The 26,839-nt window shown below is 57.1% G+C and carries 19 protein-coding genes; 14 read left to right on the forward strand and 5 right to left on the reverse strand.

The features are described from left to right. The first annotated feature begins 81 nt into the window (after positions 1–81). From OHL19_RS09485 to phoU, 9 genes are all read left to right on the forward strand, one after another. Positions 82–834, forward strand: a complete 753-nt coding sequence (locus tag OHL19_RS09485; protein ID WP_263357414.1) for a class I SAM-dependent methyltransferase — start codon at positions 82–84, stop codon at positions 832–834. Positions 835–863: 29 nt separating this feature from the next. Beyond that, positions 864–1,655, forward strand: coding sequence for a hypothetical protein (locus OHL19_RS09490; RefSeq protein ID WP_263357415.1), 792 nt, complete (start codon positions 864–866; stop codon positions 1,653–1,655). 204 nt (positions 1,656–1,859) lie between these two features. Beyond that, positions 1,860–2,558: a winged helix-turn-helix domain-containing protein gene (locus OHL19_RS09495; RefSeq protein ID WP_263357416.1), complete on the forward strand. Its 699-nt coding sequence runs from the start codon at positions 1,860–1,862 to the stop codon at positions 2,556–2,558. 21 nt (positions 2,559–2,579) lie between these two features. After that, positions 2,580–4,031, forward strand: a complete 1,452-nt coding sequence (locus OHL19_RS09500) for a sensor histidine kinase (RefSeq protein ID WP_263357417.1) — start codon at positions 2,580–2,582, stop codon at positions 4,029–4,031. Between the two features lie 115 nt (positions 4,032–4,146). Next, positions 4,147–5,163, forward strand: a complete 1,017-nt coding sequence (gene pstS / locus OHL19_RS09505) for a phosphate ABC transporter substrate-binding protein PstS (RefSeq protein WP_317890558.1) — start codon at positions 4,147–4,149, stop codon at positions 5,161–5,163. A gap of 172 nt (positions 5,164–5,335) precedes the next feature. Next, positions 5,336–6,493, forward strand: a complete 1,158-nt coding sequence (gene pstC, locus OHL19_RS09510; RefSeq protein WP_263357418.1) for a phosphate ABC transporter permease subunit PstC — start codon at positions 5,336–5,338, stop codon at positions 6,491–6,493. 10 nt (positions 6,494–6,503) lie between these two features. Continuing rightward, positions 6,504–7,379 (forward strand): phosphate ABC transporter permease PstA, encoded by an 876-nt coding sequence (gene pstA / locus OHL19_RS09515; RefSeq protein ID WP_263357419.1) that lies wholly within the window; start codon positions 6,504–6,506, stop codon positions 7,377–7,379. Then, complete coding sequence (pstB, locus tag OHL19_RS09520) at positions 7,379–8,137, forward strand: phosphate ABC transporter ATP-binding protein PstB (protein WP_263357420.1); 759 nt, start codon at positions 7,379–7,381, stop codon at positions 8,135–8,137. Before pstA ends, pstB begins: the two co-directional genes overlap by 1 nt. A 4-nt stretch (positions 8,138–8,141) precedes the next feature. Then, positions 8,142–8,843: a phosphate signaling complex protein PhoU gene (phoU, locus tag OHL19_RS09525; RefSeq protein ID WP_263357421.1), complete on the forward strand. Its 702-nt coding sequence runs from the start codon at positions 8,142–8,144 to the stop codon at positions 8,841–8,843. A gap of 116 nt (positions 8,844–8,959) precedes the next feature. Here phoU and OHL19_RS09530 read toward each other — a convergent pair whose 3' ends face one another. The 3 genes from OHL19_RS09530 to OHL19_RS09540 all read right to left on the reverse strand — a co-directional run bounded on the left by OHL19_RS09530 (position 8,960) and on the right by OHL19_RS09540 (position 18,930). Further along, positions 8,960–11,887, reverse strand: a complete 2,928-nt coding sequence (locus OHL19_RS09530) for a protease pro-enzyme activation domain-containing protein (RefSeq protein WP_263357422.1) — start codon at positions 11,885–11,887, stop codon at positions 8,960–8,962. A 361-nt stretch (positions 11,888–12,248) separates the two neighbouring features. Continuing rightward, entirely contained in the window at positions 12,249–16,100 is a 3,852-nt protein-coding gene (locus tag OHL19_RS09535; RefSeq protein WP_263357423.1) for a UvrD-helicase domain-containing protein, read from the reverse strand. Then, the gene (locus OHL19_RS09540; RefSeq protein ID WP_263357424.1) at positions 16,093–18,930 is read right to left on the reverse strand and encodes a PD-(D/E)XK nuclease family protein; all 2,838 of its coding nucleotides are present in this window, start codon (positions 18,928–18,930) and stop codon (positions 16,093–16,095) included. Before OHL19_RS09540 ends, OHL19_RS09535 begins: the two co-directional genes overlap by 8 nt. A gap of 129 nt (positions 18,931–19,059) precedes the next feature. On the opposite strand from OHL19_RS09540, the gene OHL19_RS09545 reads away from it, so the two are divergent. The 4 genes from OHL19_RS09545 to OHL19_RS09560 are packed head-to-tail and all read left to right on the forward strand — an operon-like array spanning position 19,060 to position 22,846. Beyond that, positions 19,060–19,965 (forward strand): SCO family protein, encoded by a 906-nt coding sequence (locus tag OHL19_RS09545; RefSeq protein WP_263357425.1) that lies wholly within the window; start codon positions 19,060–19,062, stop codon positions 19,963–19,965. Between the two features lie 24 nt (positions 19,966–19,989). Beyond that, the gene (locus tag OHL19_RS09550) at positions 19,990–20,559 is read left to right on the forward strand and encodes a gluconokinase (RefSeq protein ID WP_263357426.1); all 570 of its coding nucleotides are present in this window, start codon (positions 19,990–19,992) and stop codon (positions 20,557–20,559) included. Between the two features lie 19 nt (positions 20,560–20,578). Further along, on the forward strand, positions 20,579–20,956 hold the full coding sequence (locus tag OHL19_RS09555; RefSeq protein WP_263357427.1) for a hypothetical protein: 378 nt from the start codon (positions 20,579–20,581) through the stop codon (positions 20,954–20,956). Between the two features lie 3 nt (positions 20,957–20,959). Continuing rightward, entirely contained in the window at positions 20,960–22,846 is a 1,887-nt protein-coding gene (locus tag OHL19_RS09560) for an ABC transporter ATP-binding protein (protein WP_263357428.1), read from the forward strand. Positions 22,847–22,907: 61 nt separating this feature from the next. Here the strand turns inward: OHL19_RS09560 and OHL19_RS09565 are convergent, their stop codons facing one another. Next, positions 22,908–23,771 (reverse strand): energy transducer TonB, encoded by an 864-nt coding sequence (locus OHL19_RS09565; protein ID WP_263357429.1) that lies wholly within the window; start codon positions 23,769–23,771, stop codon positions 22,908–22,910. 28 nt (positions 23,772–23,799) lie between these two features. Next, positions 23,800–25,914, reverse strand: a complete 2,115-nt coding sequence (locus tag OHL19_RS09570) for a S9 family peptidase (protein ID WP_263357430.1) — start codon at positions 25,912–25,914, stop codon at positions 23,800–23,802. A gap of 74 nt (positions 25,915–25,988) precedes the next feature. Here OHL19_RS09570 and OHL19_RS09575 point away from each other — a divergent pair, with 74 nt between their 5' ends. Then, positions 25,989–26,813, forward strand: a complete 825-nt coding sequence (locus tag OHL19_RS09575) for a TPM domain-containing protein (protein ID WP_263357431.1) — start codon at positions 25,989–25,991, stop codon at positions 26,811–26,813. Positions 26,814–26,839: the final 26 nt, after the last annotated feature.

Consider the following 26,839-nt stretch of genomic DNA (forward strand, 5'->3'; position numbering starts at 1 on the left):
AATTTTTGTTATCGCTACTCAAAAATGAATAACTTTGCCTTATGACCGCTCGTCCGCGAGAATCGTCTCAGAGGTGAAGTGATGATTCAAAGCTGGAACCCCGCCGTCTACGCTCAAATAGGAAGTTTTGTCCCCGCTCTCGGAGCAGGAGTGCTGGAGTGGCTGTCACCGCAGCCTGGAGAACGCATCCTCGATCTGGGCTGCGGCGATGGACAGCTTACGGCAAAGATCGCCGCAGCCGCCGCAACTGTGACCGGCGTGGATTCTTCCGCAGATATGGTGAAAGGTTCTCTGGCTCGCGGCCTGGATGCACACGTCTGCAATGTTGAGGCGCTCCCGTTCACCGGCGAGTTCGATGCTGTATTTTCAAATGCTGCGCTGCATTGGGTGCGCGATCAGGATGCGATGCTGGCCGGAGTTAAGCGAGCGCTTCGCCCCGGTGGCCGGTTCGTGGCTGAGATGGGAGGTCACGGGAATATCGCGTCAATTCAAGTAGCGCTGGCCGCGGTGCTGGCGCGACACGGCCTCGATCGTGAATTCAGCGCAGAGCAGATGAACTATTTTCCGACGGCCACTGCCTATCGGGCGCGCATGGAGCGTCATGGGTTTACGGTCGACGAGATTCAACTCATCCCACGGCCAACTCCCTTGCACGAAGCTGGAATGCGCGGCTGGCTGACGACTTTTCGACGCGGTGTTCTGGATTCCGTGCCGGAAGATCTTCGCCCCGTCGTCCTGGATGAAACCGTCGCTCTGCTCGAACCCGTCCTGCGCGACGATCAGGGCAACTGGACTGCAGATTACGTCCGCCTGCGCTTTATCGCTCATGTTTAAGCTGGCTGCAGCTAATTAGAATAGCCTTTATGACTTTGGCCTCGGACAGTCAATCGTCTTTGATATCGGATCGCTATTTACTCGTGATGACTGCGACGATCATCCCGGCAGCCAATGCCGGGGTGAAGCGGTCCGATCCGCAGATCCGCATGGAAGATTACAAGCGGGCTCTGCGATTCTGGCTATCGTATCCGCATGTGGCCGCTGAGCGCATCCTGTTTCTGGAAAATTCAGGCGCCGACCTGGGCGAACTGCGAGCAATTGCAACCAATGAAAATCCGTTTGGAAAGGCAGTCGAAATCCTCTCCGTGCCCGGCAATCATATTCCCGAGGGCACCAATTACGGATACACGGAAATGCAGATGCTCGACGAAGGCTTGGCCCTGAGCGAACTCCGGCGGGAAACGACCCACATGATCAAAGTGACCGGCCGGCTGATGTTTCCCACGCTCGGCAAGGCTCTGGATAAAGTTCGCAAACCTTTTGAGCTGCTGGTGGACTGTCGCAAGCTGGGTTTTCCTCGACGCGGCTTTGACGCCAACACGCAGTTGTTTCTCTGCTCGCATCGTTTCTACGATCGCGTCCTGCGCGATTCGCGCAACGAGATGAACTCGACCGACGTTCGACTATTGGAACACCTAATCTTCCGCAAGGTTATTCCGTTCAAAGGCCAGCCTGGGATATATCTCCGCTTCCCCTGCAACGTGGAACCGGTAGGCTACTCCGGCTTCAAATCGAAAAGCTACAATTCCCCTTCCACCACCCTGATTCGTGGCATGCGTTCCGTTTTACGAGTGATCGCGCCAAATTATTGGTATTAATAAACAGCATTGCCAAGGTGCGCAAATTCATCCATCATCAGCCATAATTTGACTCGGAATTCGCGACTGTCTGCCGGTTCTGCCCCTTCCCCAGAGCAAATTCATCAAACGTTTGCACTTTCTTTGCCTTTCTGAACTAAGCTTAAGATGAATCCGTGCGGCTATATAGCTCGCATTAAGGCCGCCGGGCGAGGGTATTGAGGTTTGAGCCAGACAGTTTTTGTGCTTGAGGATGACACAGACATCTCCCGTCTTGTGCAGCATCATCTGGAGGCAGCGGGCTTTTCTCCCCGTGTCTACCACACCCCTTCCAACCTGATTCCCGATGCCGAACGCCAGGCTCCAGCGTTGTTTTTGCTGGACATCATGGTTCCCGGCGGCGACGGGCTGGATGTGTGCCGCAGGTTGCGCAATCATCAGGCGCTTTCTTCGGTGCCCATCATTTTTCTGACTGCGCGCGCCGGTGAAAACGACCGCGTTCTGGGTCTGGAACTCGGTGCGGACGACTACATCACAAAGCCGTTTGCAACTCGCGAACTGGTAGCTCGGGTCAAGGCTGTCCTTCGACGCTTCGAGCGGCCTACTTCGCCTTCGGTCATCACCTTTGAAGAGGTGATCATCGATGCCAACGCGATGCAATTGCATGTGCGCGGCGAGTTGACGACGACTACGGCAACCGAGTTTCGCCTGCTGGATTACCTGGCTCGGCATCCAGGTCGCGTCTTCAGTCGCGATCATCTTCTGGACGCGGTATGGGGCGATGCTCGTTTCGTCACTCCTCGTTCGGTTGACGTTTATGTGCGCCGCATTCGTGAAAAGATTGAGGTCGATGCCGAGAATCCACGCTATCTGAAAACGGTGCGCGGAGCTGGCTACCGCTTTGAGATTCCCAAGGGAGAGTAATCTCCGGAACGGATTTCTCCCGTGACCCGCAAGGTTTTTTACAAACTGCTCGCTGTATTCGCCCTTCTGCTGGTTTTCCACGCTGCGGTAATGGAGATGTTCTTCCGTCGCATCGTGGTGAATTCAGCAGGAGGTTCGTTGCATGTGCTGGGGCGCGAGGCATTGCTGTCCGGCGTAGCCGCGATCCTAGTGGCGCTTCCTTTGGCTGCGTGGTTTTCCCTGAATATCTCGCAACGTTTGCGCCGCATGGTAGGCTTTGCCCACCGTATTGCAGAAGGCGATCTCGATGCCCGTCTCGACGACGGCTATCGTGATGAAATCTCAGCCATGGCCGAGGCGCTTAACACCACTGCTGCCCGGTTGCAGCAGAGCTTCGCCGAGTTGGAGAGCCGCCGCAGCGAACTGGCGGCCTTACTGGATTCCATGCAGGAAGCAGTCGTTGCCATTACCCGCGAGGGCAACGTGAGCTGGTCCAACGCCGTCATGCAGCGGTTGACGGGCTCGCCGATTCGCGAGGGCCGTGCGCTTGTGCATTCCGTTCGCGATCCCGACGTGCTGGCCTGCGCCGAGGGAGCGTTGCGTCATCGCGAGCTTCGCCTGGGACGCGCCAATTCGCTGGTGCATGGGCGCATCTTCGAGATCAATGCCGCTCCTACACCGGGCGGAGGCGCCGTGGTCGTTCTCCATGACGTCACCAGCGTGGAGGCGGCGGAAAAATCCAGGCGCGATTTTATCGCCAATGTGAGCCACGAACTACGCACGCCTCTCACCTCCATCTCTGGCTATGTTGAGACGTTGCTTGAAGATCCCGACCCGCGTCCTGAAACCACGCGCGAGTTCCTGCAGATCATTCTCAAGAACTCCAATCGGATGAATCGCCTCACCGAGGATCTGCTGGAATTAGCCGGTGTTGAGAGCCCGGACTACAAGCTCATTCCTCAACCCATCCGTGCCTCTGCCCTCGTTGAGGATGCCATCGAGTCGCTCGCCGGCCTGGTGGTTGAATCGGGCATTGCCCTGGAGAGCGGCAGTGCGCCCGCGGATGTTGTCATGGCCGATCCCGATGCCATGACCCAGGTCTTCGGCAATCTGATTGAAAATGCCATGAAGTACGGCAAATCCGGAGGCCGTGTGCGTGTCTTTGCGCAGTCTCTGGCCACTCAAAACGTGGTTGAATTTGTCGTCCAGGATTTCGGCCCGGGAATGGCCTACGAGCACCTCAACCGAATCTTCGAGCGCTTTTACCGCATCGACAAGGCGCGTTCGCGAGACTCCGGCGGAACCGGGCTTGGGCTGGCGATTGTGAAGCATATTGTGCAGGCCCACGGCGGACGCATCTGGGCAGAGAGTGAACTGGGACGTGGAGCGGCCTTCCACTTTACGCTCCCAATCCTTACTCCGGCCGTGCCTGTTTCGGCCATCGTACCGGCTTCCATTGAGTCAACGCCCGTCCGAAAAGACGAGAAGATTTAGGTTGGCAGGCAGGAAATTCCGTAGCATTGAGACGATGAATCATGCGACATTCAAGTGTCCTTAACATTCGTAAGGCAGAATCGGTTTTAATAAGTTCGACATCAAGGAGCTGAAAGTGAAGAAGACCTCGATCATGATTGCCGGATTGACGGCTGGCCTGTTGTTGGCAGCGTCCGGCATTGCACAGGCGCAAAAGCTCACCGGTGCTGGTGCCACGTTCCCCTATCCCATCTACGCCAAGTGGTTTAGCGAGTACAGCGCGGCGCATCCGGGCGTTGAAATCAACTATCAGTCGATCGGTTCCGGCGGAGGTATTCGCCAGGTGACGGCTGGGCTGGTGGATTTCGGTGCAACCGATGGTCCAATGACAGACGAGCAGATTGCCAGCTCCAAGATCAAACTGGTTCACATTCCTACCGTCCTCGGTGCAGTCGTTCCGATCTTCAACGTGAGCGGCGTCGGCGACCTCAAGTTTTCTCCGGATGTTCTGGCTGACATCTTCCTCGGTAAGATCACCACCTGGAACGACGGACGTATCGCCAAGGACAACCCGGGAGTAAACCTGCCCAGCGAGACGATCAATGTTGTGCATCGTTCCGATGGCAGCGGCACCAGCTACATCTTCACGGATTACCTGAGCAAGGTCAGCAAGGATTGGGCCAATGGCCCCGGCAAGGGCACGGCTCTCAACTGGCCCAAGGGCATCGGCGGCAAGGGCAACGAGGGTGTTGCCGGTCTGGTTCGCCAGCTTCCTGGAGCCATCGGTTACGTTGAGCTGATCTACGCCATGCAGAATCACATTTCCTTCGGAGCAGTGAAGAACCCTGCAGGAAACTGGGTCAAGGGATCGATCGCAGGCGTGACCGAAGCTGCATCGAGCGTCAAGCAGATTCCGGCAGACTACCGCGTGTCGATTACCAATGCTCCCGGTGCGCAGGCCTATCCAATCTCCAGCTTTACCTGGCTCCTGGTGCCCGTAAAGGCGCAGGACGCTGCTAAGGGTAAAGTTATCAAGGACTTCCTGAACTGGATGCTGACCGCGGGCGAAAATGAAGTTTCCGCTCTCTACTACGCTCCTTTGCCAAAGGAACTGGTCGCGAAGGAACACGTCACCGTCAATAATCTCCAGTAAACTGGTTTCGATGACGAAAACAAGGCCCGGGAGCAAATTCCCGGGCCTTGCCGTTGATTCTCGTCATAGTTACCGGCAAGTTACTACAAGCCAGTGTGTATGCACTTGATTTCGTAGCCCGTTAACATTCTGTTCATATTCCGTCGTTAGCCTCAAAGAGGTGACTGTACCCTTGTCAGAGATTCGCATACCCAAGCTAGAAGTTGCTGCCACGCCTCAATCGGAACCTTCCGGTGTGGGTTCGGGCAATCCTGCTTCTGTCGGCACAGGACCCGAGGCAGTTCGCGCCAGCACATCGATCTCCGAGGTGAGGCGCTTCCTGCTTGCGCGTGGCAACTCAGCCTTCGCCGACCGACTGTTCGGCGGAACGATGATGGCCTGCGCCATGAGCATTTTCGGCATCGTTCTGTTGATCGCGACAGAACTGGTGATGCGGTCGCAGTTGAGCTGGCACAAATTCGGGTTCGCTTTCTTCTACAAATTCAACGTCGATCCGGACACTCATTTACCCGTCTTCTGGGATCCGGTCAGCGGTACTTTCTACGCGCTGCCGTTTCTCTACGGCACGTTGGTTTCGTCCCTGTTAGCGCTTTTGATCGCCGTCCCGCTGGCGATCGGCGTGGCCATTTTTTTGACGGAAATGTGCCCCAAGTTTCTGCGCGGACCACTCGGTTTTGTGACCGAACTGCTCGCCGCTATCCCGAGCGTGGTTTACGGTCTGTGGGCAGTCTTTGTCCTGGTGCCGCTGCTTCGCGAACATGTAAATCCAGTCTTCATTGCCATCTTCAACAATTCAGTAGTGGTCAAGTTGTTCGGATGGACCGGGATTGTCGGCGACAAGGGCTTTTTCGGCGGTTCGAACTACGGCTTGGGCATGATGGCTGCGGGAGTGATTCTCGCCGTCATGATTCTGCCGATCATCTCCTCGCTCACCCGCGAAGTAATGAACGCGGTTCCTAACAGCCAGCGGGAAGCAGTCCTCGCTCTCGGCGCAACACGCTGGGAGATGATTCGCACCGGTGTGTTGCGTAACGCGCGCATCGGCATCGTAGGTTCAGTCATCCTCGGCCTGGGCCGGGCGTTGGGTGAAACGATGGCCGTGGCAATGGTTATCGGCAATCGCCCTGAGATTTCCAAGTCGCTCCTGTCGCTTGGTTATTCCATGGCCTCAGTGATCGCCAATGAGTTCAGCGAAGCCTCCGATAATCTCTACCTGAGTGCGCTGATTGAGATTGGTCTCGCCTTGTTTATCGTCACCATCATCGTGAACGCACTGGCCCGCGTACTCGTGTGGGCCGTCACTCGCGGCACGCCTGCGCGGGTGCAGTAGGAGACGGCGCATGAGACAACGGATGAACCAAAATCGCGCCCGCTCCGCCATGCGCACAGGTGTAGATCACATGGCGACCGGCCTCGCGATCTTAGCCACGATCCTGGTGATCGCCCCACTGATCGCCATCTTTGTTTATCTAATCTACAAGGGCGCAAGCTCGCTGAACCTGGCCTTCTTTACGCAGATTCCCAAGCCGGTCGGCGAGGCTGGCGGCGGTATGGCCAATGCAATCGTCGGCTCAGGAGTGCTGCTCGCTGTTGCCAGCCTGATCGGTGTACCCATCGGCATCGGCGGCGGCATTTATCTCGCCGAGTTTGGCCGGGGAACAAAGCTGGCCAATGCCGTTCGTTTCACGGCTGACGTATTGAACGGCGTGCCTTCCATCGTGATGGGCATTGCAGTCTACTCGCTGATTGTGATTCCGCAGGGACATTTTTCTGCCTTTTCCGGCGGCGTCGGTCTGGGCATTATGATGATTCCCACCGTGACGCGTACCACCGAAGAAATGCTGCTGATGGTGCCCAACGCCGTTCGCGAAGCAGCGCTCGGGCTGGGTGTTCCCAACTGGCGTTCGGTGCTTTCGATCACGCTCAAAACGGCATCGCCCGGAGTGATTACCGGCTGCATGCTGGCCTTTGCTCGCGTTGCCGGTGAGACTGCTCCGCTGATCTTCACTGCATTCGGCAATCAATTCTGGAGTGCCAGTCTTAACCAGCCAATCGCCGCGCTGCCATTGCAGATTTACATCTATGCCATCTCTCCCTATGACGAGTGGCATCGCCTTGCATGGGCCGGCGCGCTGGTTCTGATCATCTTGATTGTTTTGGCTGTTTCGCTTGTACGTTACGTCGCCAGCCGCGGCATTTTGAAAGGGGCAAGCTAGTGGGAGTCGGGATCGAGGTCACCAACCTGAACGCGTGGTATGGTGCCAATCACACGCTGCAAGACATCAATCTGCCCATTCCGGCGAACCACGCCACCGCACTTATCGGACCCTCCGGTTGCGGCAAGTCAACCTTCGTACGTTGCCTCAATCGTATGCATGAGACCAATCCGATTGCACGCGTGACGGGCTCCGTGCGCATCGGTGAAGTCGATATTTATGCCGATGCATCGCCGGTTGAGATTCGCCGTCGTGTCGGCATGGTCTTCCAGCGCCCCAATCCTTTCCCGACGATGTCCATCTATGACAATGTCTGCAGCGGATTGAAGCTCAACGGCTACAACAATCGCAAGACGCTCGATGAAATCGTGGAGCGTTCGTTGCGCGATGCCGCGCTGTGGGATGAGGTCAAGGACGATCTGAAGAAGAAGTCCGGCGCCAGTCTATCCGGTGGTCAGCAGCAGCGTATGTGTATTGCGCGCGCACTGGCCGTCGATCCTGAAGTGCTGCTGATGGACGAGCCCGCCTCGGCGCTCGATCCCGTATCCACTTCAAAAATCGAAGATCTAATCTTTCAATTGAAATCGCAATATACAATCGTCATCGTTACCCATAATATGCAGCAGGCCGCACGTGTGGCTGAGAAAACCGGCTTCTTCCTCAACGGTCGTATGGTGGAGTTCGATTCAACCCACAAGATCTTCACCAATCCCAGTGACAAGCGGACCGAAGATTACATCACAGGAAGGTTTGGTTGAGACGATGACACGTATTCGGTTTCAGCGTAGTCTCGATGATCTGAAAGAAAAGTTGCTCGTTATGGCAGGGCTCGCAGAGCAGGCCATTCAGCGCGCCACCGAGGCATATCGCACTCGCGATCTCTCGATCTGCGATCTGGTCAGCCGCAGCGAAATGGCTATCAATCGGCTCGAACGCGAGATCGATCAGTCTGCCCTTGACCTGCTCGCAATGGAGCAGCCCATGGCCATCGACCTGCGCTTCATTCTTGCGGTGATCAAGATCAATGCCGATCTGGAGCGCGTAGGCGATGGAGCCAAGAGCATCAGCGATCGCGTACGCACCATGGACTCGATGGCTATTGCCGATCTGCCCGTCGATATTCCGCGCATGGCTTCGCTGGCCGCGGACATGGTTCGCAGGTCGCTACAGTCGTTCATCGAGGCAGACCCCGAAATGGCGAACTCGGTGCTGAGCATGGATGATGCCGTTGACAGCATGAACCGGGCTGCTCACCTGATGCTTGGCCAGGTCATGGCAACCGAGTGCCACCTTGCTCCGCAGGCACTGCATGCGTTGATGGTTTGCCGCGCGCTGGAACGCGTCGCGGATCACGCGACCAACATCGCCGAAGACGTAATCTTCTGGGTGCGTGGCGCGGATGTTCGCCACAAGGGCAGCCTGGAGACAAACGCAACGGCCGATCCGAATAACCTGCTGACTTAAGCCTCACAAGAGCGGGCGACGATCTCCAAACAGGGAACAACATAAAACAAGCAACAATACAAAGGGCAGGCTCCGATTCGGAGTCTGCCCTCTGTATTGTTGCCCTATGCGAACTGCTACTGAATCACGAGGGTGAAGGTTGTCGTTGCGTTGATGGATGCAGTGCTTGAATCCTGCCCCGAGAGAGTCATCGTGTAACTTCCCTTGGCTGGGTTGGGAATGGTGTTGGAGTTACTGCCGCCACAAGCGGAGATCGCAAAGCCCACTCCGATAAGAAGGAGGATGCCGGCTACTCCGCGGAACTTCTTCGCGTAGCGCCCGGCAAAGCCGAAGAGAAGCAGTCCAGCCAGGGCCAAAGCCCCAGGGGTAGATTTGCTTCTATTGCTGTCATTGTTGCTGGAGGTATTGCTGCGGCGCAGAGTATGCAGAGCTGATTTTCCATTTTTCTGAACTGCAGCCTGGGTCGCGCAGAAAGTAGCGTTGGTATAGATGGTGAGGGTCGTCGTTACAGCACTCGTTCCGCTCACAGCCAGGATTCCATTGCCGCTGCTATCCTGGGTTCCATATGCCCAGCAAATGTTCTGCAGCGCATTGTCGTTAGAGGAATCGAGACTGAAATCGATGGTACCGGTGTAACCGCTTGCTGGTGTCACCGTGATAGTAGAGGCACCCGAGTTTCCATCTGAAACGGTGATGCCTGTTGCCTTGAGTGTAAAGGTGCCAGTTCCAGAGTTGGGAGCTACAGCCGTCACGGTTGCGGTTCCAGTGGATGCCGCGTAGGTTGAATCTCCCGAGTAGGTGACAAGCACCTGGTGCATGCCAGCCGAGCTAAACGAAGTTGTGTAGGTAAAGGTGCCGTTCGACGTAAGAGTATTTCCTGTGATCGGGGTACCCGAATCAACAGTAATAGTCACGGTGCCCGAGGGAGTCGGTGCGCCAGCAACAGGAGTAGCTACCGCTGGAGCCACCGTGATGGTGAATGTGTCCGTCGCACCCACATTCGGCGATGCGGAGGAAGCAGAGACGACTGTGGTCGTGTCGGTCAGCGCAGGCCCTGTGTTCTTCATGGACCAGGCACTGGCTAAATTGAAGAGATCGATGCTGCCCAATCCAGTGACCTGGTCGTATCCGGTTACCGCTGCGAAGCCGGTAACAGTGCTGTTGCACAGCCCTGTTCCAGAGGGACAATCGTTGTTGCCACCGACGATGTCATGGAAAGCCGAAGCATAGATGGAGCTGTCCGAGGCTAGCGAATAGAGTGTAGGGTTAATCAAGCCCTGGCCGGTCGTATAGTTCTGCTGCTGGTTGATGAGTGCCAGCATGCCCGAGAAGATTGGCGCAGCAAAACTTGTTCCACCTGCAATGGTCAGATCCCCGGTGCTGGAGTCGCGGAAGCCGCTGTTGCAGCTTGCCACCTGGTTCTGACCCCAGAAACTAGGATCGCTGGAGCAGAAGAGGTAGCCAGGCAGGCCAGTCGAAGCAGCCAGGGCAATATCCGGAACATCGCGTTTGTTATCGGAAGGAATACCGGTCGGGCCCGTCTGCCAGGAAGGTTTGGGGAAGATAGCACTGGCGCCGCCGCCGCTTGCACCGAGACAATCCGCTTGACCGCAACCGGCTGTATCTTCGTTCCATGCAACTTCAGGAATATATTGCAATGCTGAGGTGATGACATCGTTGCTGCCTGCTGCATCCCAATAGGCTGAGCCTGCGGTCAGATAAGCGGCGTTGGCCTGAGAAACCTCTGTGCCGCCCAGGCCTGTTACATACTGGCTGCTGGCTGGGTAATCGACTGCGTTTGTCTGCTGCTGAGTCACCGTCAGATTCGTAGACGGAAAGCAGTCTGTAGCGCCATCATCGCCTGAGGCGGCGACCACCGTTTGTCCTTGCGAGGCTGCCTGTTGGAGTAAAGGCTCAAGCGTGAAAGATCCCAGGTTGGTTTCGCAGGTGCCATAGCTGGTGCTGACAATATTGCCTAACTTGTTGTCGACCACCCAGGTAAGAGCATCGAACGCGCCATTGTTATCTGAAGTGCCCGTGTAGACAAAGTAGATTGTGGCGCCCTTGGCGATTGCTCCTGACCACTCCAGGTCAAGATCGGACTCGGTTTCATCTCCAGTTTCAAAGGCGGCGGAGCCTGTACCGGGAACCAGGATCGTAGTGGGATCCTTGACGGCAAGACCTGCTGCATTCTGAAAGTTTTCGATATCATGCGGATCGATCTGGGACTGGCCTACAATGGCAATCGACTGGCCGACGCCGGTAAAGCTCGCGTTATATTCCTTCTGGATGTCATAGACCGTCGCGATATCGCCCGGAGCAAAAAAGAGACTCTGCGTCTGACTCGATGTGAAATTAGGGTTCGCGCGAAGAATCCTGTTTTTGCTCGAAACCAGGTGAGACTTCGGCCGGAAGTTATCCAGATTGTGTACAGACTGCACCACGCCTGCCAGGGCCGCAGGTACGCTGATCGCAGTCGATGGAGCAAAATGCTTTTCGACGCCTGTAGCTGTCGGAATGCTGTAGTTATGCAACTCCGTGCCGAAGGCCGCTTCCGCCTGGGCTACCGTGCCGGAAAAGCGGATCAGTTGCTTGCCGCGAGCCACGGAGTCAATCGAGAATCCCTGCTGCTCAAGCCAGCTCTGCACCTTGGCAATATCCGAGTCGGCCAGGCCAAAACGGCTGCCGAACTGCTCCGGCGTGAGCCACTGGTGATATTGCGGCGAGGACGGATTCTGTTGCGCCGCTATCAGCGCCTTCAAGGCAGCTTCCTGGCTTTGCGTATGGCTGAAATAGATGCTGATGCCTTCCAGCTTGGTCGACGCTGCAACGCGGCCGCCGTCATACTTCGCCAAAGCCAGCGGATCCTTCGAATCCGGCAGCGGCGTAAGTTGGCCGGGGTTAATCTCCGCCGCGATACGTGGCGACGCGATGCTTGCGGACGGTGCAGTCTGGGCTAATGCGGGAACGGATGCCGTTCCGGCAACTAGGAGGCAAAGTGAGGAGAGAAGGTACTTCTGCAGTTGCATAGCGAAGTTTTTCATGGCCATCCCTGATTGAGGTAAAGCGGTGCTACGACAGTCTGTTGTGTGTGTCCGCCCAGTGCAGATTGGCGCCGGGAAGATACACCGAAATGTTGTGCGTGGAGCAGGGATGAGCAAATGCATCCCGTCTGAATGCTACAGTCCGAGGCGGGAATACTGAACCAGGCTATTGCCCGGAAAAATACAGGACGAATTTGAGAGCAGTTTCACGGGTAACCAGAGATCCAGGCAAACTTGAGACGGTGACTGGAGCTTCGGCAATTGACTTAGACACCTGTTGAAAAAATAAGTCGCGCAAATTTTGTATCAGGTTCCAATTGCCATTGTTTTTTTGTGCGAATTAGGTCAAGTGTACGACGCGTCAGCCGTCCCACGCGTCGAAAAGTAGATGCCGGGGGTAATAGATCCCGACCCGAATTGGAATGTCCGGCCCATTGAGACTGCGTAAAACCTGCGCATAGGCAGCGAGCTGGCCGGCATGTCGGTTCCTGTGCTGGTTGAAAAAACGAGCCCGAACCGCTTCATCAGCGAAGTCGGCTCCCTCGGCAAGGCTACTTTTGTAGTCGATGATCCACCATACCGGCTCCGTATTCGGATTCGTTGCGTTCGGTTCAGGCGTGAGAAAAACCCGGTCCGGACGCAGATTCCATTGCCTGCCTCCAATCAGGCCCGTCCAGTGACTTTCAGAGGCCGCCTGCGGATGCGGCGTCAAAATCCACGCCCCAATAGCATCCGTCGTTATTGTCTGCACAGTGGCCAGAGCGCGGGCGGCAATCTTCCGCGCCTCTGCCATCGGAACTCCGTTGCCTCGAATATCCGCCGTAATCCCCGGAACTTCTTCGGCCAGGGCAAGCGCTGCTTCGCCGGGCTCCATCCGCTGGCGAAGCTGGCTTAAACGGTCCAGCAGAGAATGAATCGCCTTGCCCTCCACGCGCGAATAGATTCCGCCTTCCGTACGAGCATAGAGCGCTGTTTCTTCTGGCGCGGTTGAGGAGCTGGCAGAAGAAGTTTCGCTTCCAAAGTGCCTGTCGGATGAAGAGGGTCTGGCGTAATCCACCGGTAGTCTGCTCAATTTCGTCGGCCTGCTGACGGAGCGAGCAGGCATCTGTACGAGATTGTCCGTGATCCCGTTATCATCCGCCGCCGCATCCGATACCGCGGCTAGCGTCTCTACGATTTCCGGCTGCTGCTCGATTTGCTCTGCGATCCACTCTTCAAACCGCGCCTGAACCGTAGCCTCCAGCGCGGGCCATGCCGTCGCCAGCAGACTCGTGGATGGAGTGACGAGCGCAGACTCGCCCTTTTTGTTCACAGTAAAACGTGGCCGCGCAAAGAGATGAAGCTCTTCCCGGGCACGCGTTGCGGCAACATAGAGTACCCGCCGCATCTCCTGAATTTCGCGATGCCGCTTCACCCCATCCACCCAGCTCTTGGCATCGCCCGCTTCCTGCCCCTTGGGCTGGAAAGGCGCAATGAGGAATTCGGTTAATTCGCCGCTTAATTGATCCAGTCCATCCCCGCTATCATCCGAATCCGCCAGCCCCCGTTCCAGCCACGAGAGCATCGTCTGATCAGACATCTTGCCCCGAGCGCCCAGTTCCGGCACGATCACCACCTCAAACTCCAGTCCTTTGGATTTGTGAATGGTCATCAACTGCACTCCGTAATCACTGCTTGCCTCCGGATCGGGCAGCGCGCATAGCTTCTCCAGCGCTGCATCGAATCCCGGCCCGAGCAGGTCAACCTCGCTGTCCGGCAGTTTATCGAGCGCAGACCAGAGCAGCCGCAGATTCTCACGCTGCTCCAGATTCACCACATCCTCACCACCCAGCGACTTCCAGATGGATTCAAGCCACGTACCCAGCGCCGTACTGGCTCCCGAACTGCGAACATCCATAGCCTCTCGCAATACGCGGCCAACACGCGCAGCCGCAGCCTGCCCCTGCTGGCTAAGCAGCGCCTGTTTCATCAGTTCCGGTTTCGTCAGTTCCGGCCCAGCCTGTTCCTGTCCGGTCAGCTCCGGCAAACGATGGGACAGCAACTCCGGTATCGAAGTCGCCATGACCGTTGCGTCATCGGCACTGGTCAGCAGATGCAGGTCCGCCAGCGAAAGACCGCACCACGGTGCACGCAGAACTCCCAGCCAGGCTGTACGGTCAACCGGATTGAGAACAGCTCGTGCCAATGCAAGAACGTCCAGCACCTCGGGCCGCTCGCGTAGCGGAACCAGATCGATGGCCCGAAAGCCGATGCCCGCCTCGCGCAGCGCCTCGGCCACCAATATCAGCGACTTCTTCGTGCGCCCGAGAACAGCGATGCGATATTTACCGTCACCGTTTGCCGCGGCGCGGGCAGCGGCCATCTTTTGCAGATGAGTCTGAATGAGCGCCACCATCGCATCCAACTGCGCCTGGCCGGTAACTTCGGAGTCGCCGGGAAGAGGCGGCTCTGCGTCCTTTTGCTTAGGCCCGGTCTGATTAGGTCCGGTGAAAGCCAGATGCAGCTCGATCCTTGCGCTCGATTCCGAACTCCGCGCAGCGATCGCAGGAGAAAACTGCACGCCACTGCCATCGTCCTCGGCAAAGATTTGCTCGAAGTGGTCGTTCAGATCCGCGACCAGGCTTGGTGCCGTCCTAAAGTTGGCCCGTAGCGGCACAAAGTCAAAATGAAACGGCTCTGCGCCATTGATGCTATGGATGCTTTCAATCTCCAACCCATGCGTTTTAAGGCGTTCAAAAAGCTCAACCTCCGCCTCGCGAAATCCATAAATCGACTGCATCGGATCGCCCACGCAAAAGCAGCTTCGCCCCTCGCGCTCCGGCCATGCCGCGATGAGACGCGCAAGCAACTGGTGCTGATTGCGGCTTGTGTCCTGGAACTCGTCCACCAGCAAATGGCGAATGCCGTCGGCCTGCTGCTGTGCAATGTCCGAGGGCAAGCCGTTCTCGTCCGGCGCGAGGATGCGTAACGCGATCTGCGCCACCTCGGTAAAATCCACTCCACCCGTTTCGGCAAAGACCAGTTGCAGCTCCACCGCTGCAGCCCTCAGCACGGCAAAGCAATGGCGTACCAGCTCCCATTCTTCCTCGGTATATCGCAGCGGGATAGGCTTCAGAAAAGCCGCCAGCGCCGATAACAATCCGCTCTCTTCTTCCAGGCTTTTGACCAGCTCGCCAAACCGCTGTTTCTGCGCCCGGCCCTGCGGTGTCGCAGGAAACCCTTCGTTCTTGGTCAGTCCGCGTTCGGATCGCCAATCGCCGTCTTTCGTAAGAAGAAATCGCGCCAGGTCGCCATGACCGGCAATCGCTTCTTCAATCTCCTCAAGATCCGCAAAGGGAACGCTCAGTATCTCGGCACGTTCCGCAAGACTTAATGGCGAATTTTTCCCACACTCTTCGCATGCAAATCGCGCCAGCTCCAGAGCAAACTCACGGCAGCCTCCAAGCGCATCCAGCTTGCCGCAAAGATGATGTAACTGCTTGCGGACGCCGCGAAGAAATGGGGCTTCCAGGCGAAGGCGCAACGCGCTCCAATCCACCTCGCGGGCAAAGACAAAGTCCTGGTACCAGCGATTGCGCGCGCCCAGCATCTGGACAATCTGGTCCTCAACATCCTTCCAGTTGTTGTCTCGCCACAGCAGCAGAGCCTCTACCGATTGCCGCTCCGGCGAGTCGGCATGACGAAGAGAATTGATCGTTTGTCGTGCCGCGCGTCGATATAGTTCCTGTGGATGCTCCACCAGCTCAAGCCGTCCGCCGAGCCCCGAAAGCAAGCCCCATCCCAGCGGACTCTGCAACGCAAGCCCGCGGCAAAATGCGTCGATCGTCGTAATGCGCAACTGGCTCGGCTGATCGAGTATCTGCCAGCCAAGCAGCGTTGACCGATCCAGCGCGCGGCGAGCTAATGCACCCAAACTCTCCGCATCAATCTCCAGGCCGATTGCTTCTTCCGTTGTCGCCTCAGCCTTTTCCAACTCCGCAAGAATGCGGTTACGCATCTCCGCCGCCGCAGCCTTGGTAAAGGTGATGGCGACAATCTCATCCGGTTTTTCAGCCTGCCCAAGCAGGCGCAAAAATCGCTGTGTCAGTAGATAAGTCTTGCCCGAACCCGCCGGTGCCTGCACCAGAAAAGATCGATTCGGATCGAGCGCGCGGCTTCGCTCTGCCTGGTCCGGAGGCACAAACGAGTTGCGGATAGCGATCACTTCACTCACCGTAGCCTCCGCCCTGTGCGTTCGCAGAATCCGCTTCGCTGGCTTCTTCCTCTGCGATCAATTCGCGCAGCGACACGTTTTCCTGTATCCGGCAGATCGTGTACAACTCGCAGTTTTTGCAAGTCTCATCGCCGTCTCTCGGATCAACATCGGCGCGTCCATGCAGGAAGTCTTCGCCGAGTTGATGGATAAGCCTTCGCCACTCTTCCAACTGTTCATCCGTGAGCGGATTGCGCATCAGTATCGAAGCTTTACTGAGATCGGCGCGCAGCGTATTCGCCGCATCGCGTGCACGTCCGTAGAACTTCGTATCCCCTGGTCGCACTCGCGCAAAGACCAGCCCCTGCAATGTTTGCCCCGTGTGCTCCTCGTGCATCGCAAGGCTGGCATACAGCGGCAGTTGCACATCTTTGGGCCGCTCACCAGCCCAGACCGATGGACCGACCGAGCCAGTCTTGTAATCGATAACCAGCTTCGAGCCATCCCCAAGCACATCGACGCGATCAAGCCTTAGGCTCAGCGTGAGCCCGGCAACAGTGATGTCGCTCTTGATTTCCGTACCTTCAATCTGAAAGGGAAGTCGCTGCTGCTCATAGCCCAGCCACTCCGTCACCAGGCCCGTCAGTCGTCTTGCCTCCAGAAGAAGAAAACGCTTCGGCAGAGTCTCGCGTAGATTCGCAGGCAGCTTTCGTTCCATCACCCAGTTCACAATGCTGCGCACAAACGCCTGCAAATCAGGCAGCTCCAGCAATTCCTGCAGAGACGCAAGTCCGCCCTCGTCCTTGCTCCAGATGCGATGGAGCACAGCGTGCAACAACTGCCCACGCTGTTTTGCATTGAGCCCTGCTTCGGCAGGCTGCCATTGTTCAGCCCCGAGACGAGCGACGGAGAAAGCCTGAAACGGACACAGCGATTGCCGCGTCAGTGTCGCAGAGCCACCCGCCATTGCTGCAAGCGGAAATGCAATCCGGCTCGCATCCTCATACACTTCCGTCAATGGCTGACGAGCAGGACTGCTTTGCGCAAGCCCGCTCGGCATAGCGACAGGTGCGCCGACATGGCGCAGGATCAATCGCGATGGTCGAGCCTCGGATTCGTCCGATTGTTCGCAGTAGCTGAAGATCACTTCGTTCGCGCTTGCCAGCAGCCTCGTTGTCGCTTCCTGCGCAAGTGACCAGTCCGCCTGCGGAGTAGAGTGCGGCATACCCGCTTCGCGTTGCAGACGGATTGGCAGCAGGGGATGCGGTGCGCCTCGTCCAGGCCAGCTCTCTTCATCCGCACCAAGAAACCAGATACCATCCGACAACTGTCCGGCAGACTCAAGCGGCTCTGAAATCTGCACCGCCGCGTCTCTTGATTCCGCCGCAAAAATCGTTCCTCCAACCGCTGTTGCAACAATGCCGATAAACTCATCCCATTCCATGCCGGAATCTCCGGGCGCCACAGCTTCAAAGCCAAGAGAGGCGCAATTTTCCATCACGGAATCCCAACGCTGCCGCGCCTGAAATGTCGTACTCGAAAGCGGACGAAAGCCCGGCCATCCCGCAGCTTCGAGCAACTGACTCACCGCATCCGCCCATGCAAGAGGACTCTGGCGCTCCGGCTGTTTTCTCAGCATCTGTTTCGCTGCCAGCAGTCGCGCCGTCCACGCCTCTGGAGGAGCAATCGTCCTGCGAAACGAACGCGAATTTCCCGCATCGCTCTCCGCCTGTTCCGCTTCGTAACCCGTCGCCGAAGAAGCAAGCCCCTGCGGATTTGCAAACGCCTCCAGCGACCACTCTGTGCGCTCCAATCCCTTGCGGCGAAGCTGGCGCATTGTCTCCGCCAACGCGATCTCTTCCTTCGCATTGGCAGCCGTGTGTCCGCTGGCAATAAGCCAATCCAACTCCGTCTCGGTCAGTGCTCCATCGAGCCATTGCAGTAGAAGCAACGCAGCCCGCGCCACTCCCATTTGCCCGAGTGGGACACCGAGCGAAAACTCAAATCCAATCTCACTGCCATTAGCTTCCAGCAAGGCCCGTTCAATTTCGCCGCGCCTCTGCTGCAAATTCGTTGTCACAATCGTCAGCCGCACATTGGGATCAGCTTCGAGCCTGCGGCGAATCCACGAGACGCATGCCGTTAGCTCCGTAGCCGAATCGCGAGCCGCAAAAAACACACTCTCCCTCGCTGCATCTCCTGCCTCAAGCAGTTGCCATGACGGCGCTCCGCCAGCCCAGGCATGCAGCAATTTTTTCTGCGAATCCAGCACACGATCGAAGCCGATCAGCAGCAGGGGAGCGCGTACCTGGCCGCTGTTATCTTCGTTCTCCAGTTGTGTCGCAAGTAGTTGTGCCGCAAGCTCAGAAACAAGGCGGCTCGCGCTGATCAATGCCTCGCGACGGCAACGCGATTCGAACTCTGTAATCCACTCGCTGAAGATGGCCGCATCGCCCGGCCAGCCAAGCCGCTCTCTCGATGTCAGCGCTTCCGGTGCATAATCGCAGAGCAGCTTGTATGCCTGCTGCGCCGCCTTGGCCAACTGGTCCGGATGCAGCAAATGAGCACCCGCCCGGCTGCCGCGAACAACCTTCGTCCACAGCCTCTGCTCCTGCAAAGCATTCAACAGCAGCAGGCCGTCCCGGTTTCGCTCCGTCCAGCGCTCACGAACCCAGCTATCCCAGGCAGCAATCGCCGGTGTTGTCCACGCCATGCGCCCCGCGTCTCGTTGCGCAGAGTGATGAGCCGCCGCCACCGACCGCGCAGCGCGATCTGTGGCCGTAAGCACCACGCCGCCATTCGCCAGCCACTCATCGACGCGCGCGCTTCGTACTGTTTCCTGCTGGATCATTTGCTTTTGATTCTAAGGCGCGTGAGTGCCTTTGATCTGTTCCGCCACGCACGCCCCTCTGGAAAACACGATCAAACCTATCCAAATGCCGCCACGTTTGCCCATAAGCCGATCCGGTTACACTGGAGTGTGAAACGCCCGCTGCTCATCGCCTTACTCTCACTCTCTGTGGCAGTTTTCGGCTGCCACAAATCCCCCTCCGACGGGGATGCGTCCGCCACCGCTGCAACCCAGTTCAAGACCTATCCCCTGCGCGGCAAAGTAGTTTCGACCAGCTCAGCCACCGGAGAAGTGACGCTGGATGCGCAAGCCATCCCTGGCTTCATGGAAGCCATGACCATGCCCTACAAGCTGCGTGATACCCGCATCCTGGGCGAGCTGCATCCCGGCGACATCGTCACCGCCGATGTTCTGGTGTCGCAGGGCTCCGACGCCAGCGTTTTTGTGGATCACTTCGTCGTCGTAGGTCTCGCCAAGCCGGATTATGTACCTGCCGCGCAGTTTCACGTCCCGCAGCAGGGCGACGTCGTGCCCGACTTCAAGCTCGTCAATCAGGATGGCCACCCAATCCATCTCTCCCAGTTCCACGGCAAAGCTGTGCTCCTCACCTTCATCTACACAAGCTGTCCGCTACCGGATTTTTGCCCGCGCGTAACGCGCAACTTCGCCGCGATTGAAAAATCACTGGCGGCCAATCCAAATCTCTTCGCCAAAACGCACCTGATCGCCGCCAGCTTTGATCCAGCGAACGATACGCCGGCCAGGCTGAAGAGCTACGGAGAAAACTACATCCGCAGCGACGATCCAAAGGCCTTTGTCCACTTCGACTTTGCCGTAGCCAGCAAGGCCGGACTGCCTCCGATGGCCAGGTTTTTTGACGTAGGCCTGACCGGCGAGACCGACGGCACCATCACGCACACCCTGTCCACCACGCTGATCGGTCCGGATGGCAAGGTGGTGCGCTTCTACCCCGGCAACGAGTGGACTCCGGAAGATCTGCTCTCCGACGTGAAAAAACTTTTTCCCAATGCATAACCCAAGGAATAACCAGGTGAGCAAATGATCGTAATCGTCATGGGAGTCAGCGGATCAGGTAAATCCTACCTGGCAAATAAACTGGCAGAGAAAACAGGCTGGATTTTCGCCGAGGGAGATGATTACCACTCCGACGCCAACAAAGCGAAGATGCATGCCGGTACTCCGCTCACCGACAAAGACCGGGCCCCCTGGCTCGCCACGCTGCATCAGCTGCTGGCCAGCTGGCAGCAGCAGGGAACTCCCGGCATCCTCACCTGCTCGGCGTTGAAGTCGACCTACCGAGAACAACTCGCCGACGGTCTCCCCGATGCCCGCTTTGTCTGGCTTGATCCGTCGCGCAGCGTGCTGATGGACCGCATGGCGCACCGTTCCGGCCACTTTATGCCCGCGGCGCTGCTCGACAGCCAGCTTGCCACCCTGCAGCCGCCTGTCAGCGATCCAAACACCCTCCGTTTGGACGGCACCGAGCCCATCGAACAGGAAATAGACCGGATTCTGGCCTGGCTGCAAACTACCGGCGTTAAACCTCGAACCACTGAATCGGCAGACACCTCAGACTCATCCATTCCAGTAGACTTGCACCAGAGATAATTTCCGAGGTCCTGCCCGCATGGCAAAAGTAACATTGTTTTTCGCTGCACTTTTTATTGCAATTGGAGCAATCGCGTTTTTCAGCACCGGTGCCAACCATCCCACTGCGCTGATTCCCGCCGTTCTTGGCGTCCTGCTCGCGATCTTCGGAGCACTTTCATTTTCCCCTGACGCCAGCCGCCGCAAACTCTTCATGCATATCAACGTAACGCTCGCGCTGCTCGGCTTCCTCGGCACCGCAATGGGCCTCATCGAGTGGTTTCGCATGTTGGGTGGCATAGCCGTGAAGAATCCTCCCGCCACGGAATCCAAAGCCGCTATGGCTCTGCTCTCGCTGCTGTACGTGATTCTTTGCGTGCGCTCTTTTATCGCGGCTCGCAAAGCAAGGTTGGTCTGATCGATGGCAACCATGCGAGGCGGCGGAATCGATATGAAAGCGGAGCGAGGCGGTCATGGCCGCGGCAAAGGTGGTTCTGACCTGCCCAAGCGCAAGGTAGACATCAAAAAGCTCTGGCCCACTATCTGGACGCTCGTCAAGCCGCGTCGCTGGCTGCTCCTCGCCGGCTTCGTCCTGGTCGCCATCAAGACCGTCGCGGGCCTCACCATGCCCGCGCTCAGCAAGTACCTGCTGGACGACGTACTCGCCACTGCACACCCCAAGCCAAACCTGCTGCCGATGTTGATTGCAATCGTCTTTGCCGCCACCATCATCCAGGCAATCACTTCGTACTCGCTGACACAACTGCTTTCAAAAGAGGGGCAAAAGCTCATCTCTGAACTGCGCAAGCGGGTTCAGCAGCACGTTGGCCGATTGTCGGTGGCCTACTACGACGCCAACCGCACCGGCACACTCGTCTCCCGCATCATGAATGACGTTGAAGGCGTCCGCAACCTCATCGGTACCGGCCTTGTAGAATTCGTCGGCGGTATGCTGACCGCTGTTCTCGCCTTCGCTTACCTCCTCCACCGAAGCGTCACCGTGACCGTCACAGTCTTTCTGGTCATCGGAGTCTTCGTCGTAATCCTGCAATACGGCTTCAAACGCGTCCGCCCCATCTTTCGTGAACGCGCCAAGATCAATGCTGAAGTCACCGGCCGTCTGACCGAGTCTCTCGGCGGCGTTCGCGTCATCAAGGGCTATCACGCCGAGGAGCGCGAGGCCTCCGTCTTCGGCCAGGGCGTGGAGCGTCTGCTCAAAAACGTTGTCAGCTCACTCACCATGACCAGTACGCTTTCATCCGCGTCCACCGCGGTCCTTGGCCTGGTTTCGGCGATTGTGATGTGGCTCGGCGGCCACGCCGTTCTCAATCATGGATGGACCATCGGCGACTACTTCTCTTACAACATGTTTCTCGCCTTCATGATCGCTCCCGTTTTTCAGATCGTGAACATCGGTACGCAACTCACAGAGGCTTTCGCGGGCCTTGATCGCACCACGGAAATTCTCGCCGAACTCGAAGAAAACTCCGATCCCAACCGCACACGAACCATGCCGCCAATCCACGGCACAGTTAAGTTCGAGCATGTGGAGTTTGAATACGAAACCGGTAAGCCCGTTCTGCACGACGTAAATTTTCTAGCTCAGCCGGGCAGCGTCACTGCTCTTGTCGGCTCATCCGGCTCCGGCAAATCCACCATCATCAGCCTGATCTGCGCCTTCCACAATCCCGTTTCCGGCAGCGTCGTTGTCGATGGACTGGATCTGGCGACAGTCGATCTCAATAGCTACCGTTCGCAGCTAGGAGTAGTGCTCCAGGACTCGTTCCTTTTTGATGGATCCATCCGCGATAACGTGATGTTCTCGCGCCCCGGCTCAACCGAAGAACAGTTTCTCTCCGCCTGCCGTACCGCGCGCGTCGATGAATTTGCCGAGCGCTTTCCCGAGACATACGACACCATCGTCGGCGAACGCGGCGTCAAGCTCTCCGGCGGTCAACGCCAGCGCCTGTCTATCGCTCGCGCATTGCTGGCCGAGCCGCGCATCCTCATCCTCGACGAAGCAACCAGTTCACTCGACTCCGAATCGGAAGCGATGATCCAGGCAGGCTTAAACCAACTCATGCTGGGCCGGACGACCTTCGTCATCGCTCATCGCCTGTCCACAATCCGTCGCGCCGACCAGATTCTCGTCGTCGAAGGTGGCCGCATTCTCGAACGTGGCAACCACGAAGAACTGTACACCCTGCATGGCCGCTACTACGACCTCTACACCCGCCAGCACGGCCTCGAAGAGAACCTCTTCTTAGCCCCCGGCGAAGGCGACGCAGTTCCGGAAGTAGCTCGTTAGCGGAGACATCAAGGTCTTGGCGAGTTAGCGCCAAGGACATCCCGGCATAGCTACACTTACCTCAATGGGGTGACTTGAAGCTGATCTCTACTTTTATCTGTACTGCAACAGGTTCGCCATTTTTCATTGCGGGCTTAAAGCGATATTTGGAAATAGCTTCTGTGGCGTTCTCGTCAAGACCATAGCCTATCGACTGCAAAAGGGTGATATTTGTAGGTAATCCGTGCCTGTCTACAATCAATGAAAACTCGCAAACCCCAGAAACCTTGTTCGTCAACGCATCCTGAGAGAGCTCTGGTTCGACGCTTCTAAAAAGCTTCGGCGGTTTAACTTCACCCCCAACTTTTTTCCAATGCGGGGTATTGCCTCCAGGATTTTTCAGTGGACCGTCTTCCGGTGCAAGTAAAGCTTGTTCGGATAGCTGTTCGCGAGATTGCTGTTCGCCTGAATAGAATTTTTGAGTTGGCTCAGATAGAAGGCGCAAAGCTCGGGTCTTCTTGCCGGCAGCATTGATTAGGTCTATGTAACAGCCGTGGGCGCTTACTTGCAGATTTTCCCGAACAGCAACTGGAGCTCCATCACGAGTGCCAGGGTTAAATCGGTCCGTTTCGGCAATGAAGATCGCCACTCTATCCAGTTCCGTTTGAGACGGATCCACGAACATAACATTTCTAGGATGGCCATTCTCATCCACAATGAGTGACAACTTGATATTTGCCTTGATGCTATCGGAGCATTTCGTCACGACGAGCCCAGAGAAATCAGGTTGGAGCAGGTTCGGTGCGACTACTCCTGGACGAACGGTATAAACCGTGGTCCAGGGTGGTTGAGCAACCATTGCAGAAGAGATCGTACCGGTGCTTGATTGAGCTTCAAGATTGATTGCACAGATGGCCAACAATGCAAGGATGCAATGCGTCTTCACAGGTATCTCCGAATTGTGTACAGCGAATTTATCCGACCAGCCCTAACTCTTTAAGCAGAAACGCATAGTCGAAAGCTATCTCTTTGAGATAGTCATATCTTCCGCTCGCACCGCCATGCCCCGCGCTCATATTGGTCACCAGCAGCAGCGGCTGCGCATCCGTCTTGAGCGTGCGCAACTTAGCTACATACTTGGCGGGCTCCCAATACATCACCTGGCTATCATTCAGCGAAGTCTTCACCAGCATCGCCGGATAACTCCCCGCCTTGAGATTCTCATAAGGCGAGTAACTCAACATGTAATTGAAATACTCTTCCTCATTAGGATTGCCCCACTCCTCATACTCCGGCACCGTCAGCGGCAGGGAAGCATCCAGCATCGTATTCATCACATCGACAAACGGCACATGCGAAAGCACCGCGCGGAAAATCTCCGGCTTGAGATTCGTGACCGCGCCCATCAGCAATCCACCAGCGGAGCCGCCCTCGATCGCCACGCGCGCAGGATCGCCAAAGCCGCTGAGCGTCAGATATTCCGCAGCAGTTACAAAGTCACTGAACGTATTCCGCTTCACCAGCATCTTGCCTGCATCATGCCACGGCTTGCCCAGATCGCCGCCGCCGCGAATATGCGCATACGCCATCACGATTCCACGATCCAGCAGGCTAAGTCGATTTGCATTGAAGCCAATCGGCAGCGAATAACCATACGATCCATAGCCGTACACATACAGCGGATTTCCACCCGCCTCACGCTTGTCCTGCCGATACACCAGCGAAATCGGTATCTTCACTCCATCCGTTGCCGTAGCGAACACACGCTCCGAGGCATAGAACTCGCGATCGAATCCGCCCGGCACTTCAACCTGCTTCAACAGCGTCGATGCAGCCGTTGCAATGTCATACTCGTAGACCGAACTGGGTGTCACCAGCGATTGATAAGCGTAGCGAAACCTGGTCGCATCGAACTCGCGATTGATATGCGGAAACGCGCTGTAAACAGGCTCCGGAAACTTGATCTCGTTGGATTGGATCGCGCGATCATTCTCCGTAAAGCTCCACAGCCGCAACCGTGGCAATCCATCTTCGCGTTCGCAGGCAACAAAGAAATGTTCAAAGAGGTCGATATCTTCCAGCATCACCGCTTCGCGATGCGACAGCAGCTCCGTCCAATGCGCGCGGCCCGGAGTCGCCACCGGCGCCGTCACCAGGCGAAAATTGCGCCCCGCATCGTTCGTGCGAATGAACCATAGTCCCTTGCGATGGTCGATTGAATACTCCTGGTCATCGACGCGCGCCGTCACTAGCGTCCATGCACCGGTCGGGTCGTCCGCAGCCAGAAAGCGCGCCTCGCTCGTAGTGTGACTGCCAGCCTCCAGCACCAGGAATTCGCCATCGCGAGTGCGCCCCGCACCGAGATTGAATCGCTCGTCCGGCTCCTCAAATACCAGCACATTCTCAGCGTGCGATGTGCCCAGCACGTGCCGCCAAAGTTGAAACTGTCGCTTCTGTTCCACATCTTCCACGGTGTAGAACAGCGTCTTGTTATCCGCCGCCCACACCAGCGAGCCAACGCGCTCAACCTCTCCATCCACGACCAAGCCAGTATGCAGATCCTTGATCTGCAGCGTGTATTGGCGAAAGCCGGTATGGTCCACGCTGTATGCCAGCCAGCGGCCATCATCGGAAACATTCGTGCCGCCAAGAGCCATAAAGCTCTTCCCCTCGGCCAGCGCATTGCCATCCAGAATCACGTTTTCCGGAGCATCCCCTCCATTGGCCTTGCGGCAGTAAACCGGATATTGCCGTCCCTCTTCAGTCCGCGTGTAATACCACCAGCCGCCATCGCGATAGGGAACTGAAACATCCGTCTGCTTCATGTGGCTCAGCATCTCTTCATAAAGCTGCTCCCGCAGATCTGCCAGCGGAGCCATCACCGCCTCGGCATACAGGTTTTCAGCCTCCAGAAAAGCCGTAACTTCAGGACTTTCCTTCTCACGCAGCCACGCATAGTCATCCACCAGCACGGTGCCATGAATCGTGGTCTGTTTCGGCTCCTTGCGAGCCGTGGGAGGAGTGATGGAAGAGGCGGATATCTGCGAGGTCTTGGCCTGGGTTTCACGGGCTTGCGTTTCAATTGTCATATCAGTAGTTAGGATAGTCCCCCAGCCTCAACAAAGGGAACTGCGGCACTACGTTACGCGTACAATTAGGCGTGATGTTAGTCCGCCGCTCCCGTTCGGCTCTTATCTGGCTCTCTTTGAGCCTTGCTCTTGTCTTTTCCGCACTAACCGGCCTCGCCGAACGTGTCGAAGACCTGCCTAAACCCACCGATTACGTCTCCGACTTTGCGCATGTCCTTTCTCCGCAAACGGTTGAACAGTTAGATCGACTCTGCTCGCAACTGGACCACTCCAAGGCCGACACCCAGGTGGCCATTGTCGTCCTTCGTAACCTCAATGGCGACGACAAAGCCGATTTCGCCAACCGTCTTGAAGAGAAGTGGAAAGTTGGCAAAAAAGGCTCCGATCGCGGAATCCTCATGCTGGTCACAGTCGAAGATCGCCACTATTGGATCGAAGTCGGCTACGGCCTCGAAGGCATCCTTCCCGATGCCAAGGTCGGTGATATTGGCCGCCTGATGGTTCCACATTTGCGAGCCCGCGACTATAACGGAGCTGTCACCACCGGCCTGGTCCAGATAGCCAACGTAGTTGCCGCTGACGCCAAGGTCTCGCTGCAGGATCAACCCGGTCAGGATCAATCCGATGCTTCGTCTGAACAGATGCAGGTTCGCAGGCAGCCTCGCCGCGCATCCACGGCCTCCGTCATTTTCCGCATCATTATCATCGTTCTTGTAATAGCCTTTTTCGGAGTGCGCGGCCTTTTAGGATTTGGCCTCGGCATGTTTTTCGGCGGCGGCGGTGGTGGTGGTGGCAGAGGCGGCGGCTGGGGTGGCGGTGGTGGAGGCGATTCCGGCGGCGGTTTTGGTGGCTTCGGCGGTGGCGAATCCGGTGGCGGCGGAGCTGGCGGCGACTACTAGCATTTCAGGTTTTTTCAGGCAGGCTG

It is taken from the genome of Acidicapsa ligni (genome assembly GCF_025685655.1).
GTDB lineage: Bacteria > Acidobacteriota > Terriglobia > Terriglobales > Acidobacteriaceae > Acidicapsa > Acidicapsa ligni.

Excerpts from the sequence above, each read along its gene's own strand:
- phoU (WP_263357421.1), top strand. The coding sequence starts at position 8,142 with ATGACACGTATTCGGTTTCAGCGTAGTCTCGATGATCTGAAAGAAAAG.
- OHL19_RS09490 (WP_263357415.1), top strand. The coding sequence starts at position 864 with ATGACTTTGGCCTCGGACAGTCAATCGTCTTTGATATCGGATCGCTAT.
- OHL19_RS09540 (WP_263357424.1), bottom strand. The coding sequence starts at position 18,930 with ATGATCCAGCAGGAAACAGTACGAAGCGCGCGCGTCGATGAGTGGCTG.
- OHL19_RS09555 (WP_263357427.1), top strand. The coding sequence starts at position 20,579 with ATGGCAAAAGTAACATTGTTTTTCGCTGCACTTTTTATTGCAATTGGA.
- pstA (WP_263357419.1), top strand. The coding sequence starts at position 6,504 with ATGAGACAACGGATGAACCAAAATCGCGCCCGCTCCGCCATGCGCACA.
- OHL19_RS09570 (WP_263357430.1), bottom strand. The coding sequence starts at position 25,914 with ATGACAATTGAAACGCAAGCCCGTGAAACCCAGGCCAAGACCTCGCAG.
- OHL19_RS09560 (WP_263357428.1), top strand. The coding sequence starts at position 20,960 with ATGGCAACCATGCGAGGCGGCGGAATCGATATGAAAGCGGAGCGAGGC.
- OHL19_RS09530 (WP_263357422.1), bottom strand. The coding sequence starts at position 11,887 with ATGAAAAACTTCGCTATGCAACTGCAGAAGTACCTTCTCTCCTCACTT.
- OHL19_RS09485 (WP_263357414.1), top strand. The coding sequence starts at position 82 with ATGATTCAAAGCTGGAACCCCGCCGTCTACGCTCAAATAGGAAGTTTT.
- OHL19_RS09575 (WP_263357431.1), top strand. The coding sequence starts at position 25,989 with ATGTTAGTCCGCCGCTCCCGTTCGGCTCTTATCTGGCTCTCTTTGAGC.
- OHL19_RS09550 (WP_263357426.1), top strand. The coding sequence starts at position 19,990 with ATGATCGTAATCGTCATGGGAGTCAGCGGATCAGGTAAATCCTACCTG.